The organism is Shewanella indica (assembly GCF_033842865.1).
GTDB classification, from domain to species: Bacteria; Pseudomonadota; Gammaproteobacteria; order Enterobacterales; family Shewanellaceae; genus Shewanella; species Shewanella indica.
Genome location: NZ_JAWXXR010000001.1, coordinates 3,556,531 through 3,574,230 on the forward strand (window position 1 = coordinate 3,556,531; position 17,700 = coordinate 3,574,230).

The 17,700-nt window shown below is 50.9% G+C and carries 17 protein-coding genes and 1 tRNA gene; 10 read left to right on the forward strand and 8 right to left on the reverse strand.

All coding sequences use genetic code 11. The features are described 5' to 3' along the window. Positions 1-25 precede the first annotated feature (25 nt). Positions 26-643 carry a riboflavin synthase subunit alpha gene (locus tag SIL79_RS15930; RefSeq protein WP_144361478.1) on the forward strand — a complete coding sequence of 206 codons (618 nt, stop codon included), beginning with the start codon at positions 26-28 and terminating at the stop codon, positions 641-643. 82 nt (positions 644-725) lie between these two features. Here SIL79_RS15930 and efp read toward each other — a convergent pair whose 3' ends face one another. From efp to SIL79_RS15960, 6 genes are all read right to left on the reverse strand, one after another. Further along, entirely contained in the window at positions 726-1,289 is a 564-nt protein-coding gene (gene efp / locus SIL79_RS15935) for an elongation factor P (protein ID WP_039033016.1), read from the reverse strand. A 45-nt stretch (positions 1,290-1,334) separates the two neighbouring features. Beyond that, a complete protein-coding gene (gene earP, locus SIL79_RS15940) occupies positions 1,335-2,531 on the reverse strand; it encodes an elongation factor P maturation arginine rhamnosyltransferase EarP (protein ID WP_071476051.1) in 1,197 nt (398 codons plus the stop codon). Positions 2,532-2,609: 78 nt separating this feature from the next. Then, positions 2,610-3,137, reverse strand: a complete 528-nt coding sequence (gene fldA / locus SIL79_RS15945) for a flavodoxin FldA (protein ID WP_039033015.1) — start codon at positions 3,135-3,137, stop codon at positions 2,610-2,612. A gap of 54 nt (positions 3,138-3,191) precedes the next feature. Further along, positions 3,192-3,461, reverse strand: a complete 270-nt coding sequence (ybfE, locus tag SIL79_RS15950; protein WP_025010403.1) for a LexA regulated protein — start codon at positions 3,459-3,461, stop codon at positions 3,192-3,194. Positions 3,462-3,475: 14 nt separating this feature from the next. Then, positions 3,476-3,697: a DUF2788 domain-containing protein gene (locus tag SIL79_RS15955; RefSeq protein ID WP_039033014.1), complete on the reverse strand. Its 222-nt coding sequence runs from the start codon at positions 3,695-3,697 to the stop codon at positions 3,476-3,478. Positions 3,698-3,796: 99 nt separating this feature from the next. Further along, positions 3,797-4,573, reverse strand: a complete 777-nt coding sequence (locus SIL79_RS15960; protein WP_039033013.1) for an alpha/beta fold hydrolase — start codon at positions 4,571-4,573, stop codon at positions 3,797-3,799. Positions 4,574-4,873: 300 nt separating this feature from the next. Between SIL79_RS15960 and seqA the strand changes: the two genes are divergently transcribed. Continuing rightward, entirely contained in the window at positions 4,874-5,428 is a 555-nt protein-coding gene (gene seqA, locus SIL79_RS15965; protein ID WP_039033012.1) for a replication initiation negative regulator SeqA, read from the forward strand. A 37-nt stretch (positions 5,429-5,465) separates the two neighbouring features. Then, complete coding sequence (pgm, locus tag SIL79_RS15970; RefSeq protein WP_162206362.1) at positions 5,466-7,115, forward strand: phosphoglucomutase (alpha-D-glucose-1,6-bisphosphate-dependent); 1,650 nt, start codon at positions 5,466-5,468, stop codon at positions 7,113-7,115. Between the two features lie 70 nt (positions 7,116-7,185). Here the strand turns inward: pgm and msrA are convergent, their stop codons facing one another. Next, positions 7,186-7,665, reverse strand: coding sequence for a peptide-methionine (S)-S-oxide reductase MsrA (gene msrA / locus SIL79_RS15975; protein ID WP_039033010.1), 480 nt, complete (start codon positions 7,663-7,665; stop codon positions 7,186-7,188). A 330-nt stretch (positions 7,666-7,995) separates the two neighbouring features. On the opposite strand from msrA, the gene astE reads away from it, so the two are divergent. From astE to SIL79_RS16010, 7 genes are all read left to right on the forward strand, one after another. Next, a complete protein-coding gene (gene astE / locus SIL79_RS15980) occupies positions 7,996-9,033 on the forward strand; it encodes a succinylglutamate desuccinylase (RefSeq protein ID WP_071476040.1) in 1,038 nt (345 codons plus the stop codon). Between the two features lie 163 nt (positions 9,034-9,196). Further along, on the forward strand, positions 9,197-10,375 hold the full coding sequence (locus SIL79_RS15985; RefSeq protein WP_039033008.1) for a thiamine pyrophosphate-dependent dehydrogenase E1 component subunit alpha: 1,179 nt from the start codon (positions 9,197-9,199) through the stop codon (positions 10,373-10,375). A gap of 2 nt (positions 10,376-10,377) precedes the next feature. Continuing rightward, positions 10,378-11,355, forward strand: a complete 978-nt coding sequence (locus tag SIL79_RS15990; protein ID WP_039033007.1) for an alpha-ketoacid dehydrogenase subunit beta — start codon at positions 10,378-10,380, stop codon at positions 11,353-11,355. Positions 11,356-11,365: 10 nt separating this feature from the next. Next, on the forward strand, positions 11,366-12,970 hold the full coding sequence (locus SIL79_RS15995) for a dihydrolipoyllysine-residue acetyltransferase (RefSeq protein ID WP_319619512.1): 1,605 nt from the start codon (positions 11,366-11,368) through the stop codon (positions 12,968-12,970). Positions 12,971-13,137: 167 nt separating this feature from the next. Beyond that, complete coding sequence (gene nadA / locus SIL79_RS16000; protein ID WP_039033005.1) at positions 13,138-14,205, forward strand: quinolinate synthase NadA; 1,068 nt, start codon at positions 13,138-13,140, stop codon at positions 14,203-14,205. A gap of 162 nt (positions 14,206-14,367) precedes the next feature. Next, positions 14,368-16,368: a methyl-accepting chemotaxis protein gene (locus tag SIL79_RS16005; protein WP_039033004.1), complete on the forward strand. Its 2,001-nt coding sequence runs from the start codon at positions 14,368-14,370 to the stop codon at positions 16,366-16,368. Between the two features lie 166 nt (positions 16,369-16,534). Beyond that, positions 16,535-16,622: transfer RNA gene (locus tag SIL79_RS16010), tRNA-Ser, on the forward strand. A 213-nt stretch (positions 16,623-16,835) separates the two neighbouring features. On the opposite strand, the gene SIL79_RS16015 is transcribed toward SIL79_RS16010, so the two are convergent. Continuing rightward, positions 16,836-17,468, reverse strand: a complete 633-nt coding sequence (locus SIL79_RS16015; RefSeq protein ID WP_025010407.1) for a YchE family NAAT transporter — start codon at positions 17,466-17,468, stop codon at positions 16,836-16,838. Positions 17,469-17,700 lie beyond the last annotated feature (232 nt).

Sequence of the window (17,700 nt, forward strand, 5' to 3'; positions counted from 1 at the left end):
CCCTAACAACTAAGCGAGTGAGAAAATGTTTACAGGTATTGTTCAAGCCAAGTGTGAAATCCTGGCGATCGAGAAAAAGCCGGGGTTAAATACCCTCGAAGTCGCTCTGCCTCCTGCCTTGCGTGAGGGATTGGAAATAGGAGCGAGTGTCGCCAATAACGGCGTTTGTCTGACGGTAACCCAGCTTGCTGATGATAGGGCGTTTTTCGACGTAATGGAAGAGACTCTGGCAGTGACTAATCTTGTCGGCCTTAAGGTGGGTGACAAGGTTAATATAGAGAGGTCACTCAAATTTGGCGCCGAGCTGGGGGGCCATATTCTCTCCGGCCACGTACATACCCAAGCGCAGTTGGTGCAACTGGACGTCAGTGACAGCCATTACAATATGCAATTGGAAGTGGCTGAAGCCTGGTTGAAATACATCTTCTACAAAGGTTTTATCGGTATCAATGGTTGCAGTCTCACTATCGGCAAGGTCAAAGGTAACCGCTTTATGCTGCATCTTATTCCTGAGACTCTCAGATTGACCAATCTAGAGGATTATCGGGAAGGGGACTGGCTGAATATTGAAATCGACAGTCAGACTCAAACCATAGTCGATACAGTTGAGCGCGTACTGGCTCAGCGTAACCCGGATAATTGAGCTACTCCAGGTGAAGCGAGAAATAACTCAAATACAAAAAAGCCAGCAATGATGCTGGCTTTTACAAAGGAGGGCGCTCTAATTAAACGCGCTTCTTGAATTCACCGGTGCGGGTATCGATTTCGATCTTGTCGCCTTCTTTAACGAAGTCGGCAACCATCAGCTTCAGATCTGTACCTACGATAGAGGCTGGCTTCATTACCTTACCAGAGGTATCACCACGGGCGGCAGGTTCGGTGTAACCTACTTCGCGAATGATAGTAGTAGGCAGTTCTACAGAGATAGCTTTGCCTTCGTAGAAAGTGACCTGACAGATCTCTTCCATTCCATCAACTATGTAGTTAATGGCGTCACCCATGTTTTCGGCTTCAACGTCATACTGGTTGAAGTCTGAGTCCATAAAGACATACATAGGATCAGCAAAGTAAGAGTAGGTGCATTCCAGACGCTCGAGCTGAATATCTTCCAGCTTGTCGTCAGCTTTGAATACAGTTTCAGTACCGGAACCTTGCAGCAGGTTCTTCAGCTTCATCTTTACCACAGCAGCGTTACGGCCGGATTTGTTGAACTCGGTCTTGAGTACAACCATAGGGTTGCCGTCAACCATGATAACGTTACCTGCGCGGACTTCCTGAGCAGTCTTCATTACGTATGTTCCTATATAAACGGTTTTTCAATTCAGCGCAGAATCTTAGCCGGTTTTGGCCATTAGCACTAGCCTGTTTGCCAGATCTGCTTCATTTATTGCTTCAGCCGGCCATTTTTTTGCGTGTTGTATCAATGTCGGCATGGCAGAATTCAGTGCCAGCCAGCTTTGGCTGGCTTGATCTCCCTGGCCGCAGTTGAACGCGGTATTCAGCGTTCGCCAGGTTTGGGCGGCAAGGGGAGGCAGATTATCGCAGTATCGTGCCATAAAAGCATCCAATTTTAGCAGATGAGCTTGCTCTTCCTGCTGATAGATGTGCCAGATAAAAGGTTTGCCGGCCCACTGTGCTCTTAAAAAAGAGTCTTCGCCGCGAACTATGTTGAAATCACAGCTCCACAACAGGCGATCATAGCCGTTTTGATCTGTCATCGGCAGGACTTGCACCTTGAGTGCGCCGCGGCTGAAACTCTGACCGGCTTGCCAACTGGCGGGAACTTGCCAGTCGACCTTGGGTCCGGAGTCTTGGTTAAATTGCTCAAGCAAAGGCGCGATACAGCCTAAGCTGCGCCCCTTGGGGACTAACAATTGTACCCGCCGCTCACTCTGTTGCCAAAGCTCAAGCAGCGCATGCAAGGCTTGGGTCTCGTAGCTGAACAGGCTGATGAGGTAATCATCAGTGCTAATATCACTCAGCCCCATTTTTGCAAAGTGGGCCAAAGCGTGCTCAGGCGTTGCTTGCCAGGCATCACGCTCGCTAAATAGGGATTGCTCGCAGATGAGTCCACCTGACTTTGGGGTAAAGCCCGGGAAGAAAAAGGTCTTTTTGACTCCTTTGAGTGCCGGTGAGCTGAGGCCGTGGCAATCATCTATCCAGCTCTCGGCGCTGAGATAATCCAGGTTTATCCATTTGGGCGCCTTGGCGAGCTCTGGCAGGCTTGTAAGCACCTCCGAGGGTAAGTCGCAGGCAAAGGCTTCTATCAAAACTTCGCCCGGTTGCCAGGTCAGGGGGAGGGGAGCGCGCCAGTGGATGACTTCAACACCACCAAAGTGTTGACTGACAAGGGCCGGGTTTAGCTCAGGTAAAATGTGCGCGAAGCTGTTGAGATCATCGACCCACAAGCGTACCTCAATACCGTATTCGCCGGCCAGCTGCCGCGCCAGGCGCCAGGTAACGCCTATGTCGCCATAGTTGTCCACCACAGTACAGAAGATATCCCAATGACGCAGATTGTCGGCTTGCATCTTGTTTCTATTTTCCTGAGTAATAGCCAATAAAAAGGCGGCCATATAGGCCGCCGGAGACATACCGGGGAGCGAATATCAGTCTTCCAGCTCGGCCAGGCACATCTCTTCGTAAATCTGTTTAACCCAGGCGTCGACACGCTCTTCGGTCAATTCAGGCTGGCGGTCTTCATCTATACCCAGACCAACAAAGTGCTTGTCGTCAACCAGCCCTTTAGAGGCTTCGAAGTTATAGCTGTCAGTCGGCCAGTGGCCAATGACTATTGCGCCGCGCTCTTCAACGATATCGCGGATCATGCCCATGGCATCAAGGAAGTACTCGGCATAGTCTTCCTGATCGCCGCAACCGAAAATGGCTACCAGCTTATCGGTAAAATCAATCTGCTCCAGCTCTGGGAAGAAGTCATCCCAGTCACATTGAGCTTCACCATAGTACCAGGTTGGGATCCCGAAGATCAGCAGGTCGTATTCGGCGATCTGCTCTTTGGTGCTCTTGGCGATATCTTTCACCTCAACCATCTTCTTGCCCAGTTTCTTCTGGATCATCTTGGCTACAGCTTCGGTGTTACCTGTATCGCTACCGAAAAAAAGACCTACAGTTGCCATTGTCTTTCCTTTAATGTCTAGTTCGCTATCTACTTCGATCTTTCCTGACAGGGGCTAACCTAGCTGCTCCTGAAGGATCAATTCTATTAACTGGCTGCGGCTGATGTTACTGGCCAAAGCCTTCTCATTCAAGGCGTCATATAAATCTTGTGACACTTTTAACTCTATTCGTTTCAGACCTTTCGCCCGATCCCGCATGATCTGGTTACGTTTATTCACCTTGAGCTGCTGCTCGCGGGGCAGAGGGTTGCTTCTAGGCCGTCCGCGGCGCTTTTCAGTGGCAAAAAGGTCTATGGTTGTTCTATCTGTTGCTTCTTTTGCCATTTGAAATCTGATGTTTAACCTATACCTGAGCCTTCCCAGGTCATTTGAATTATCCCCTTGACGACAAAGCCTGCACAACCAAGGAAGAGTACCAACCAAACAATAAAGCGACCAAACTTAGGCACGTTACCCTGATTGAGTACATCCCTGATGGCCATACCGATAAAAAAGAAAATTGCTGCGAAAAACAGATCCAGTCCAACGGCTTCTATCTGTTGCATATACTGGTTCAACACGCTGCAGCCTCCCGGTGTTCCCTAGCCAAAAAGAGGCGCGAATATAGCATATTGGTTCGGGGGCTGCTACCGCCTTTACCCACGCCCTGGCCTTGGATTTTAATCGTTACTGTCAATGAAGTCGGACACTATACGGTTGAATATCGCAGGTTTCTGGGCGTGCAACCAATGTCCACACCCCTCAAGGGTCTTGGCTTTGACCTGAGGAAACTGAGTCACAATCTCTTTTTTGTAAGCGGCGGTCACATAATTTGACTCACTGCCGCGGATCATCAAGGTGGGCCCTTGATAGCTCAGTTGGCCGTCGCAGCGCTCAGGGCCGTTATGCCAACCTATGATAGCCGGATAACTGTCAATCAGCCCCGGTAAATTCATCTTCCACTCAAAGCCGGATTCGGTGCGGCGTAAGCTCTTGAGCAGAAACTGCGCCGTCGCCTCGTCGATGCCATGGTTCAAAAGATGTGCCAGCGCCTGACGTCTGTCTTTAATATCCAGCGGCATACTGCTTAGGCCGGCAAACACCTTTTCATGTCTCGGCAAATAGGCCACAGGCGCAATATCGGCGGCGGTCAAAGACTGTACCCGCTGCGGATAAGCCAGCGCCGTTGCCATGGCAATCTTGCCGCCCATGGAATGGCCCACCAGGTGCACCTTGTCTATCGCCAGTTTATCAAGCAGGGACACAAGCGCGTTTGCAAGCCCTGGATAATCCATTTGCGGCCAATGTTCGCTCTGGCCGTGATTGGGGCAATCGACTCTTATCACTTGGTGATTTTGCTCAAGCAGGGTCCCGAGCGATTTAAGATTATCCAAATCACCGAATAAGCCGTGGATCAGCAATACCGGACTACCGCTTCCGGTCGAGATAAAGTGCATACAGCCCCCTTCACAGTGAGTTTGTTGCCGGTATTTCAGCAGGGGGCAAATTCTGCGACAAAGGCCGGTATTTGACAAGGATGGATGCGGATTAAACATCGCTTTGATTGCTTTTTCAACAAATTGCAGTGCAAGTCTTAGGTTTGTAAGCCAATTATCTCATTTTGGCGCGATTCAGCCTTCCCCCGCAGGCGAGTTATGGCATACTTTGAGCCAAATCTCGTAGCCGCGACCACGGGCGCTGTGACGGCAATGTCATGATGGCTACATAGAACAAGTTGAAACTAAAGGAATCGGGCCATGAAATATATTGAGGTGGATGAGGAACTGTATCGCTTTATTGCCGGGAAAACCGAAAGGATAGGTGAAAGTGCATCGGACATTCTTCGTCGACTGCTGGGCTTGGATGCGACGGCTGTTGAACCCAAGGCACCGGCTGACATCAGCCAGCCAAGCATGGAGCAGGGTTATCGTCCCAATACATTACCCGAGGCCGAGTCAACCCTGGACTTTGACAATCTATTCAGCAGTGCGGCTATCGAAGCTCAAAAGGGGGCTGTTGGCCGTTTTTTGTTTGCCCTCGAATGCCTCTATAACCAGGACCCAAAAGGGTTTGAGCAGGTGCTGCAGGTTCAAGGGCGCGACCGTCTTTACTTTGCCACCTCGAAGGAAGCGCTATTGAAGGCCAGTAAATCGGCCAACCCCAAAGAAGTCGGCAGCAGTGGCTTTTGGGTAACCACCAATAACAACACTGCCAAGAAGCACACCATATTGACCGAAGTACTGGAAAAGATGGGCTGCGACGGCGACAAGGCCAAAGTGATAGCCGATCTGGCGCTGCCGATTAAAGCGTAAATCTGTTTATCAACATCTGTCATCAAGGAGTACTATTTTGGCTATTCATGAGCGGGCCGGTAAAAGGGCCATACAGAAGGATCTGGTTAATATTCCGCGGCTGATGAGCCATTATTATCGAATTGTCCCCAACTGTGATGACCCTGCCCAGAAAGTGAGTTTTGGCACTTCTGGGCACAGGGGCTGCTCCTTCAATGGCAGTTTCAATCAAAATCATATCTGGGCCATTACCCAGGCAGTGGTAGATTACCGCCAATCTCAGGGGATTGAAGGTTCGCTTTATTTGGGCATGGACACTCATGCCTTGTCCGAGGCTGCTTATATATCAGCCATTGAAGTCTTGCTGGCCAACAATGTGAAGTTGGTGGTGCAAGAGAGGCAGGGCTTTACGCCAACGCCTGTTATCTCCCATGCCATAGTTAGCGCAAACCGAAATGCCGCCGAGCTCAGTGATGGCATTATTATTACCCCGTCCCACAATCCACCGCAAGATGGTGGAATTAAGTACAATCCGCCCCATGGTGGGCCGGCTGAAGGTGAGATTACCGCCTGGATTGAGCAGCGAGCCAATGATTATCTCAAGGCGCAGCTGGAAGGGGTCAGGAAACTCAACTATGGCGTAGCCGCCAGTATCGGACTCATCAAAGAGACCGATCTTATTGAGCCCTATGTTGCCGATCTCGCCTCTGTAATAAATATGCAAGCCATCAAAGATGCCGGCATTCGCATAGGTGTCGACCCCCTGGGCGGCTCAGGCATCCATTATTGGTCACATATTGCCGACCGTTATGGGCTGAATATCACAGTGGTCAACGATCGGGTCGATCCCAGTTTCGGCTTTATGCCACTGGATAAAGACGGCAAGATCCGTATGGACTGCTCGTCACCTTTTGCCATGGCAGGCTTGCTTAAGCACATGGATGAGTTTGATATCTGTCTTGGCAACGATCCTGACTACGACAGACACGGGATAGTCTGCCCAGAGACAGGGTTGATGGACCCCAACCACTTTTTGGCAGTGGCGATAGATTACCTGCTGGAACACAGACCCGATTGGCCACAGACGCTGCAAATAGGCAAGACCTTGGTTTCCAGTGGCATGATAGACAAGATTGTTGCCTCACACGGGCGCCAGCTTTGTGAAGTGCCGGTTGGTTTCAAGTGGTTTGTCAGTGGCTTGAGTGAAGCCAGCCTGGCCTTTGGCGGTGAAGAAAGCGCCGGCGCCGCCTTCCTTCGACGTGACGGTACAACTTGGTGCACGGACAAAGACGGTTTTATTCTCGGGCTGCTGGCCGCTGAAATCCTCGCCGTGACCGGCAAAAATCCAGCCGAGCGTTATGCAGAGCTGGCTGCCATACACGGTGATTGCTTCTACAAACGGATAGACAGCCCCATCAATGCCAAGCAAAAGGCGCGTTTTGCCACCCTCAATGCAGATACCTTGGGGGCAGAGACTTTGGCTGGAGACAAGATTGAGGCGGTACTGACCAAGGCTCCCGGCAATGATGGTGCCATTGGCGGTATTAAGGTGTTAACTGACAACGGCTGGTTTGCCGCCAGACCATCAGGCACTGAGGCACTTTATAAAATTTACGCCGAAAGCTTTGTCAGCGAGCAGCATCTGCAGCAGATATTGGAACAGGCGAGAGCGCTGATAACCAGCGCCCTAAAAGGCAAGCCGAACTGAGCTTAAGAGATTGCCAGTTCAGTAAAAAAGCGCAGCCGTGAACACAGCTGCGCTTTTTTATTCCCGGGGATCAATACTCCAGATGGCAACTGGGCAGGTTATTCTTCTGGATATAATCCTGATGATATTCTTCCGCGCGATGAAACTGTTTCACTGGCACAATTTCCGTCACTATGTGCCGCTGTCCCCACTTTCCACTACGAGCTAATGCCAGTTTTGAGGCCTCGGCCTGCTCCTTTTGCTCTTTGCTGTGAAAAAAAATCACGCTCCGATACTGAGTGCCGATATCGCCTCCTTGGCGATTTAGGCTGGTAGGGTTGTGATTACGCCAGAAAACTTGCAGCAACTCTGTAAATGAAACCTGGGCTTCATCGAACTCCACCTGAACCACTTCGGCATGGCCGCTGTTGCCCTGTTTTACCTCTTCATAGCGATTGATTCTATCATCACCGCCCATATAACCACTGCTGGCGTTTTTTACGCCGGGTACTTGGCGAAAGAAATACTCTACTCCCCAAAAACAACCGCCACCGAATGTTGCTACCGCCATTTAATTTACCTTCTAGATGTCCAGATGGCTAAAATTATGTGCAATAAGTTTTCCTGTCAAGTGTCGTGTTTGACTGATTTTGACTTGTGCATATAGCTAGCTCTCTTTTGAATAGGCCCTGGCCAGCTCGAGGTGGCTTTTGGCGACAGCCGTTTTGATAAAACTCCTGCGAAGCGAGGTATTTAGTCACATAGCCAACAGGTTAAGCTGTGATACTATGAAACCTTGCTCTCTGGCGCTGGTCTCAACAAGCAAACGCATTTTGACAAGTTCCCAGGAGGCAGCGTTAATGGAAACAACAGCCAAAGCGGCAATAAGAAGGAGTATTTCGTGTTACAAGCCTTGAAGGATAATCCTGACTTCCTGTCATTGACTCTGGATAACCCCAATTCTCTGGAAAGTGTTAGCGGCACGCTTGGCGACCACACCCGGATAGCGATTTGGGACACAGGAGTCTTGCTGTTCGAGCCTCTGGATAACCAAAGTGATAAAGATATTGTGCTGTCATCCGGGGTACACGGCAATGAAACTGCACCTATCGAGCTGTGCAATGGCATTATCAAGTCGCTGTTGAAGCAAGAGCTACGGGTAGGGCAGCGAGTACTTTTCATATTCGGTAACCCGGCGGCAATTAACCGTGGCACCCGTATTGTCGATGAAAACCTCAACCGACTGTTCAGTGGTGAGCATTCCAATCCCCCCGGGCTGGTGAACCCGGAGCGGATCCGCGCCAAGAAGCTGGAAACTTATGTCACACGTTTCTTCGAAGACGCACCACAAGGGGCAAGACAAAGGATCCATTACGATTTGCACACCGCCATTCGCGGCTCCAAACATGAAAAGTTTGCCATCTATCCCTATCGACCGGGTAAGGCTTACAGCCGTGAACAATTGATGTTCCTGGAGGCGGCCGGAGTCGATACCGTGTTGCTGCATCACGAACCCACAACCACTTTCAGCTATTTCTCGTCAAATCAGTTTGGCGCCGACGCCTTTACCATTGAGCTGGGCAAGGTTTACCCCATGGGACAAAACGATATGACACGTTTTATCGCTACCCGGGAGATGCTGAGTCGTTTGATCTGCAAACAATCGCTGGAACTCGAGGAGCAGGCGCTTGAGCGGGTCAATATCTATCAGGTCTGTAGGGTCATCAATAAGCAGGCCGACGACTTTGAATTTACCTTCGCCAGTGATGTGGAAAACTTCAGCGCTTTCCCCAAGGGTTATGTGCTGGCGCGGGAAGCGGGCAGGGATATTCGAGTAGAACAGGACTCGGAAGCCGTGGTGTTTCCCAACGCCAAGGTGCCCATTGGCCAACGTACAGTAATCTGCCTGGTTCAAGCCAAAGAGGTGCCATTGGCCTGAATTGTAAACCAATATATACGCGCCGATCCCATGCTAGTTGGCAAAGCACCCATGGTGGGAGTTGCTTGCTAGTTTACGTTAACGTAATGTTCGGGGCGCGTACTGAAAAAATCGGTAGGGCCGGTTTCGAGCCGGACAAACCCAGAGACAACAAGAGCACACTATGAGCAACGCAACAAATATGAACGAGACGGTGCATCGGGTGAGTTTTTTGAACAAGGACTCGCTGCATATCCCTGTACTCAAAATACTTCAGGCCGACGGCACCACCTATGAAGAGGCGGTATTGCCCGTCATAGATGAAGCCCTGTCACGCAAGATATTCGATACCTGTGTCTTTACCCGTGTCCTGGACGAACGTATGTTGGGCGCCCAGCGTCAGGGAAGGATCAGTTTTTACATGACCTGTATCGGTGAAGAAGCTGCCGTTATCGGCAGTGCCGCCGCGCTGGATGACAAGGATGTGATCCTTGCCCAGTACCGCGAACATGCCGCACTGCGTTATCGCGGCTTTAGCACAGAGCAGTTTATGAACCAGATGTTCAGCAATGAGAAAGATCTGGGCAAAGGCCGGCAGATGCCTATTCACTACGGCAGCCGTGAACTCAACTACCAAACCATCTCTTCACCGCTGGCGACTCAGATCCCGCAGGCATCCGGTGTAGGCTACTCGCTGAAGATGCAAGGCAAGCGTAATGTCGCCATCTGTTACTTCGGTGAAGGTGCTGCCTCTGAAGGCGATTTCCATGCCGGTCTCAATATGGCCGCAGTTCATAAAGCGCCGGTTATCTTCTTTTGCCGTAACAACGGCTACGCCATCTCAACCCCTACGGAAGAGCAGTACGCCGGTAACGGCATAGCCAGCCGCGGCGTTGGTTATGGCATGCACACCATCAGAGTCGACGGTAACGATATGTTGGCGGTTCTGGCCGCAACTCAGCAAGCCAGAGCTTACGCGCTTGAAAACAACGCGCCTGTGCTGATTGAAGCCATGACCTACCGCCTGGGTGCCCACTCATCTTCCGACGATCCATCCGGTTATCGCTCCAAAGAGGAAGAAGCCAAGTGGCAACAGCACGACCCTGTGAAACGCTTCAAGTTGTGGCTGATCAACAAAGGCTGGCTCAAGGAAAGCGACGAGACCGAGCTGTATGAGAAGTATCGTGAGGAAGTGCTGGCCGCGGTAAAAGTGGCCGAAAAGGTTCCGGCACCAGCCATAGAAGCCATCATAGAAGACGTTTTTGATCAGCCGACTGCGGCGCTCAAGCAGCAATTAACCGAGCTTAAGGCCCATGTTGCCAAGTATCCGAAAGCCTATCCTAAAACAGCAGGGAGATCATAAGCGTGGCACAGATGAATATGTTACAGGCCATCAATAATGCCCTGACCATAGCGATGGAAGCCGACGACAAGATGCTGGTTTTCGGTGAAGACGTAGGCCATTTCGGCGGTGTGTTCCGGGCAACTTCCGGTTTGCAGGAAAAGTTTGGCCGTGAGCGCTGCTTCAATACTCCACTTACCGAGCAGGGGATTGCCGGCTTTGCCAACGGCCTGGCTTCCAACGGCATGACGCCGGTAGCGGAAATCCAGTTTGCCGACTACATCTTCCCGGCGTTCGATCAAATCGTCAACGAAGCAGCCAAGTTCAGATACCGAAGCGGCAACGAGTTTGATGTCGGCGGCCTGACCTTCAGAACCCCCTATGGCGGCGGCATTGCCGGCGGTCATTACCACTCCCAGTCACCGGAAGCCTACTTTACCCAAACGCCCGGTCTCAAGGTGGTGGTTCCCCGTAACCCCTACCAAGCCAAGGGTTTGCTGCTGGCTGCCATTCGCGATAGCAACCCTGTGGTCTTCTTCGAGCCCAAGCGCTTGTACCGCGCCTCTGTCGGCGATGTGCCGGAAGGCGATTATCAACTGGAGCTGGGTAAAGCCGAAGTGGTTCGTGAAGGTAAAGATATCACTCTGCTGGCCTGGGGCGCGCAGATGGAAATCATAGAGAAAGCAGCCGATATGGCCAAAGAGGAAGGTATTGACTGCGAAGTCATCGACCTTCGTACTCTGGCCCCTTGGGATGTGGAAACCGTGGCCGAGTCGGTGAAAAAGACCGGCAGATTGCTTATCAACCACGAAGCGCCACTGACCGGTGGTTTTGCCGGTGAAATTGCCGCTACCATCCAACAGGAATGTTTCCTGTATCTGGAGTCGCCCATCAGCCGGGTTTGTGGTCTGGATACGCCATATCCCTTAATCCATGAAAAAGAATATATGCCGGATGCGCTTAAAACCTTTGAAGCCATCAAGGCCTCGGTGAATTTTTAGGAGAGCCAGGATGATTAAAGATTTTATTTTGCCCGACATAGGCGAAGGTGTTGTCGAGTGTGAACTGGTGGAATGGTTGGTGGCAGAGGGGGATACAGTCGCCGAAGATCAACCTGTTTGTGATGTGATGACAGACAAGGCACTGGTGCAAATTCCTGCGCCTTTCCCGGGTGTTATCAGTAAGCTTTATTACGCCAAGGGTGAAATTGCCAAGGTGCATGAGCCTTTGTATGCCGTGGAAGTGGATGCTGCAGACAGCGAAGCGCCTGTACCTGCAGCCAGCGCCGATACTGCTGCATCGTCTAGCACTAACACTACGGCTAGCGCCGGCAGCCAGGTGGAAGACTTTATGCTGCCGGATATCGGCGAGGGCATAGTCGAGTGCGAACTGGTGGAGTGGCTGGTCGCAGAAGGCGACACTGTGGTTGAAGATCAACCTATCTGCGATGTAATGACAGACAAAGCACTGGTGCAAATCCCGGCGATGAAGGCCGGTAAAATTGTCAAGCTGCACTACCGCAAGGGCCAGTTGGCCCAGGTGCATCAGCCACTGTTTGCCATTGAAGTTACCGCTGAATCCGGTAGTGCAGCCGTGGCTCAAACCGCTGAAACAAGTGCTCCATCAGGCTCAGCATCTGCCGTCTCTCAAGCACAGGCTCAAGCCCAGAGCAGCTCGCAAACTGCCGCCTGCAGTATGGTGCCCCAGGGCAAGGCACTTGCAAGCCCAGCGGTAAGACGTATGGCTCGCAGTCTGGATGTCGATATCGCCAAAGTGCCTGGCAGCGGTAAAAACGGCCGGGTCTATAAAGAGGATATTGAGCGTTTCCTCAAGGGGGCGACTCCTCAGGCACAAGCCCAAACCCAAACTTTGGCAGAGGGCCAAGTGCAAGCCAGCAAAGCGGCAACGGCAAGCGATAGGGTAGAGCCTATCAAGGGCGTTCGTGCCGTGATGGCGCGGATGATGACAGAGTCCGTCTCCAGCATTCCGCACTTTACTTATTGCGAAGAGCTGGACTTGACCGAGCTTATCGCCCTTCGTGAAGCGATGAAGGCCAAGTACTCCAATGACGAGCTCAAGCTGACCATGATGCCTTTCTTTATGAAGGCCATGTCGCTGGCGCTGACCGAGTTTCCGGTGATCAACAGCCGAGTGAACGCAGATTGTACCGAACTCACTTATCTTGGTCGTCACAACATAGGGATGGCCGTCGACTCCAAGGTCGGTTTGTTGGTGCCTAACGTCAAGGATGTACAGGATAAATCGATTCTGGATGTTGCTGCCGAAGTCACCCGTCTGACCCAGGCCGCGCGCTCAGGTAGAGTGGCGCCTGCCGATCTTAAAGATGGCAGCATCTCCATCTCCAACATAGGCGCGCTGGGCGGCACTGTGGCAACGCCCATTATCAATAAACCCGAGGTGGCGATTGTGGCCTTGGGTAAGGTGCAAACCCTGCCGCGCTTTAATGCCAAGGGTAAGGTGGAAGCTCGTAAACTGATGCAGGTCAGTTGGTCAGGCGATCACAGAGTGATAGATGGCGGCACCATTGCCCGCTTCTGTAATCTGTGGAAACAATATCTCGAGCAGCCGCAGGAAATGCTGTTGGCGATGAGATAAGATTGGAGGCCCCGCATTGCGGGGCCTTGTTTTAGGTGTGTTTCGGGAGCAAGATTACTCCTGCCAGCTTAAGGCAATGGCTTTATTTGATCCTGAGCACAAAGTGGTTACGATTTGATGGCAGATTTCGTATAATTGCCAACAGTATTAGTCGCATTGGGTCTGTTATGAGTCAGGTAGCACCAAGCATAGAAAATATTCAATATCCTTTCCCGCCAAAACCGGTTCCCTTGTCTGAACAGGAAAAAAGCGAATACAAAGCCAGGATCAAGCAACTGCTCAAAGAGCAGAATGCGGTGCTGGTTGCCCATTACTATACGGACCCTGAAATTCAGGCTCTGGCCGAGGAAACCGGTGGCTGCGTTTCCGACTCGCTCGAAATGGCGCGTTTTGGGCGTGATCATCCCGCCAAAACGCTCATCGTTGCCGGGGTTAAGTTTATGGGGGAAACCGCCAAGATCCTGAGCCCGGAAAAAACCATTCTGATGCCGACTCTGGAAGCCACCTGTTCTCTGGATGTTGGTTGTCCTATTGAGCAGTTTAGTGCTTTCTGCGACGCGCATCCGGATCACACGGTAGTGGTCTATGCCAATACTTCGGCTGCGGTCAAAGCCCGGGCCGATTGGGTAGTGACTTCCAGCATAGCGCTGGAGATCGTGGAACACCTGGACAGCGAAGGCAAGAAGATCATCTGGGGGCCGGATCGTCACTTGGGCAGTTATATTGCCAAGCAAACTGGTGCCGAGATGTTGATGTGGCAGGGCGAGTGTATTGTGCACGATGAATTCAAGGCCAACGCCTTGCGTCAATTAAAGGCGCTGCACCCGAACGCCGCCATTCTGGTTCACCCTGAATCTCCGGCGAGTGTTGTGGAAATGGCCGATGCCGTAGGTTCAACCAGTCAGTTGATCAAAGCTGCCCAGACCATGGACAATGATACCTTTATCGTGGCCACCGATAGAGGCATCTTCTATAAGATGCAACAGGCAGCGCCGGGCAAGACCCTGATTGAAGCCCCAACCGGCGGTGAAGGTGCCACTTGCCGCAGCTGTGCTCACTGCCCCTGGATGGCAATGAATGGTCTCAAGGCGATTGCCAGCGCGCTGGAAAACCAGGATAACAGTCAACATGAGATTTTCGTCGATGAAGCGCTGCGTCAAGGCGCTTTGGTGCCTCTGACTCGAATGTTGGATTTTGCCAAAACCCTCAACATGCAGGTCAAAGGCAACGCCTGAATAGCTTAAACTGTTTTTTATTCGACAAGCCAATAAAGAGCCTACATTTGTAGGCTCTTTTTCCATTGACATCCATTGGCATCGACTATACTTGCCAACGTATGCTGAAAAATAAATTTCATATTAATAAATGAATTAGTTAGCTGCTTAAAGGATGCATCAATGAAATGGCAATGGATTGAAAATCTTCCTCTGAAACACAAATTTCTCTTGGTTATCCTGCCGCCTTTTATCGCGGCAACCCTATTTGGTATTTTATTGTTCAGCGATCGACTGTCGCTCGCCAATGGTCTGGAAGAGGTGCTGGATCTCAGCGAGTTGGCGGTGGTCAACTCGGCGCTGGTACATGAACTGCAAAAAGAGCGCGGCATGAGCGCGGGTTATCTCGGTTCCAAGGGCAAGAGTTTTGCCGATAAACTACCGGGCCAGCGGCAACTCACAGATAAACAACTCCAGCAATTTAATGATTTCTTGAATAATCATCAGCTTCCCGCCGATTTTGCTACCGATTTAACGAAGGCAAGAAGTAGCATTGCCCGTTTGCAAGACATTCGCAATCTGGTAGATATACAAGGGATAAGCGTTGCCGAAGAAGTGGCATTTTACACTGAGCTGAATAAATTACTGCTGTCGATAGTCGATCTTAGTGTGCAGAAGGGCGGCGATCAACAGATTGCCATCAAGGCCGCCGCTTTTTCGGCGTTTTTGCAGATGAAGGAACGCGCAGGTATCGAGCGGGCGGTACTCAGTTCAACCTTCGGACAGAGTGAGTTCAAACCCGGTGTCTACCGTAAATTTATCACTTTGGTCTCTGAACAAAACGCTTACCAGGAAAGGTTTGTGGCCTTGGCTGATGAAACCGCTCGCAAGGATTTACAGGCATTGCAAACCCAAGCTGCTGTCGCCGAAGTCGCTCGCTTGAGGGAGTTGGCTTATGGCCAGAAAGCCGAGGATCTCAAGTCCCAATCTCCGGAGATTTGGTTTAATCAGTCGACAGCACGCATCAATCTGTTACATGAATTTGAGCAGAAGCTGTCGAATAAACTCCTGGCCGAGACCTTGAACAAACAGCAAAATGCTACTAACCAGACCTGGATAGTACTTGGGGTTATGGTGTTTGGTTTAATCATTGTCAGTCTGGTCTCCAGCATCATACTCAAATATCTGCATGGCAGCTTGCGGGAATTGCATCAGGGCGTTACCCGAGCCCGGGCTCACTATGACTTAAGTGTGCGTTTGCCCCATACGGGTAAAGATGAGTTTGGTGAGCTGGCCGAATCCTTCAATAGTATGATGGCCGACTTTGAGCTGGTGATACTGCGGGTTCGCTCCAGTAGCAAGACCTTGCTGGGAGTGGTACAACAGATGGAACAGCATTCTACTCAGATGCAGGCCGATGTAGCGGTTGGCTCCAGCGAGACAGAGCAAGTGGCATCTGCGATGACAGAGATGAGTTCAACCGTACAGGAAATTGCCTCCAACGCGGTACGGGCCTCTGAAGCATCCAATCAAGCCAGCACTGAGGCCAGGGAAGGGAGCCTGGAAGTGGGGCGCACGGCATCGGCCATCAATGAACTGGCTGAAGAAATTAGTTATGCCGCCGATGCAATATCCAAACTGGATAAAGATATTCACGGCATTGTCAGTGTGTTGGAGGTCATCAGTGGCATAGCCGAGCAGACCAATCTCCTGGCGCTTAATGCCGCCATCGAAGCCGCCCGGGCCGGCGAAATGGGCCGCGGCTTTGCCGTGGTGGCCGATGAGGTGCGTAATCTGGCGCAGCGGGCACAATCTTCCACTGAAGATATCCGTAATATGACAGAAAGGCTCAAACAGGGCGCCGAAGTAGCGGTAGCCGCTATCACCAAAGGCAAGGCTCAGGCCGGCATCAGTGTTGATGAGGCAAACCGCGCCGGTGAGGAGCTCAGGCGCATAGTTGAACACGTGGAAGTTATTGATAGCATGAATGAACAGATAGCTGCCGCAACCCATGAGCAGTCGGCCGTATCAGAAGAGGTGAATCGCAATGCGATGCAGATCAGTGATATCTACCGCAATACCCAAGATATAGCCAATGAGCTTGGCAAACTCAACGAACTGCTGATTAAAGACGCCAACAAAATGAGCGATGAGGTAAGTAAATTCCGCTTAAACGAACACTGATTGAAGTATTTTTCATCGCCTTTGCTCAGCAAACACGCAAACGGAGATTAAGGCGGATTTTTGCTTGACCGGCATTCGCCTTTTGCGTAAAGTACCGCTCCATCAAGGGGATAGAGATATTACTCCTGATAGATGTGTTGATACCCACAGTAAAAAGTATCAAAACGGTGAGGTGTCCGAGTGGCTGAAGGAGCACGCCTGGAAAGTGTGTATACGGCAACGTATCGAGGGTTCGAATCCCTCCTTCACCGCCAGATTAAAAAAACCCGACCATAAGGTCGGGTTTTTGCGTTTCTGAGCATAGTCCTTTGCATAGTCCTTTGCATAGTCCTTTGAATGATAGCGGCTGCGCGGTCAAGATTCCCAACCTTTCTGCAGCAAATTAGCTTTGTACGACTAATCCTGACGTATGCGGCACGGTTTGTGAGAGGGGTATCCATAATATCAACACATTAGCCGATTTGATTTTATCCCAGTAAGTTGGGAAACAGCCCCTTAAAACCTGCGGCTATTACCTCAATGCCAATGGATAGCATCAAGAGTCCCATCAGACGGGTGATCACGTTGATCCCTGTTTTACCGAGGAGCTTATTGATGACCGAAGCCATTCTGAACAATGCAAAGCTGAGCAGACCAAACAGCGCTACAGTCACCGACATGGCCAGCAGATTAGCCAGGCCTTTATGCTCGGCGGCAAAGACGATAACTGAGCTGATAGCCCCTGGGCCAGCCATTAGAGGCAAAGCCAGCGGTACCACAGCCACAGATTCCATCGCCGAGGCTTCTCTGTCTTCTTCCTGGTTGCGTTTCACCTCGCCAAGCTTTCCTTGCAACATGGACATGGCGATGATGGCAATCAGTGTACCGCCGGCAATTCGGAACGCCGACAGCGAAATACTGAACATATTCAATATATACTGACCCGCCACTGTGGTAACCAAGAGGATTACCACCACGGCAAAGTTGGATATTTTAGCGGTATGGTTACGCTCAGCCTCAGTCTGGTGACTGGTCAGGCTGACAAATACCGGCAACAGGCCCACCGGGTTGATGATAGCCACCAGTCCGAGGAAAAATTTAACGTACAGGGTCAAATCCAATTTCGTATCCTTCCAGTGTAGGGAACTCACCGGGAAACAGTAACTTGAGACGGTGCATACTCTACCCTAAGTTAACAAACCCCAGAAATGAGATTTTCTATACTTGGTCACAACTTCGAATAAATTTTCGTAATATCAGTGCAGTCAAAGCTGCAGTATAGTCGATTCTAATACAAAGATTTTTTCTATGCTTGAATCTGATTTAACGTTGTTGAATTACATAAAACGCCAT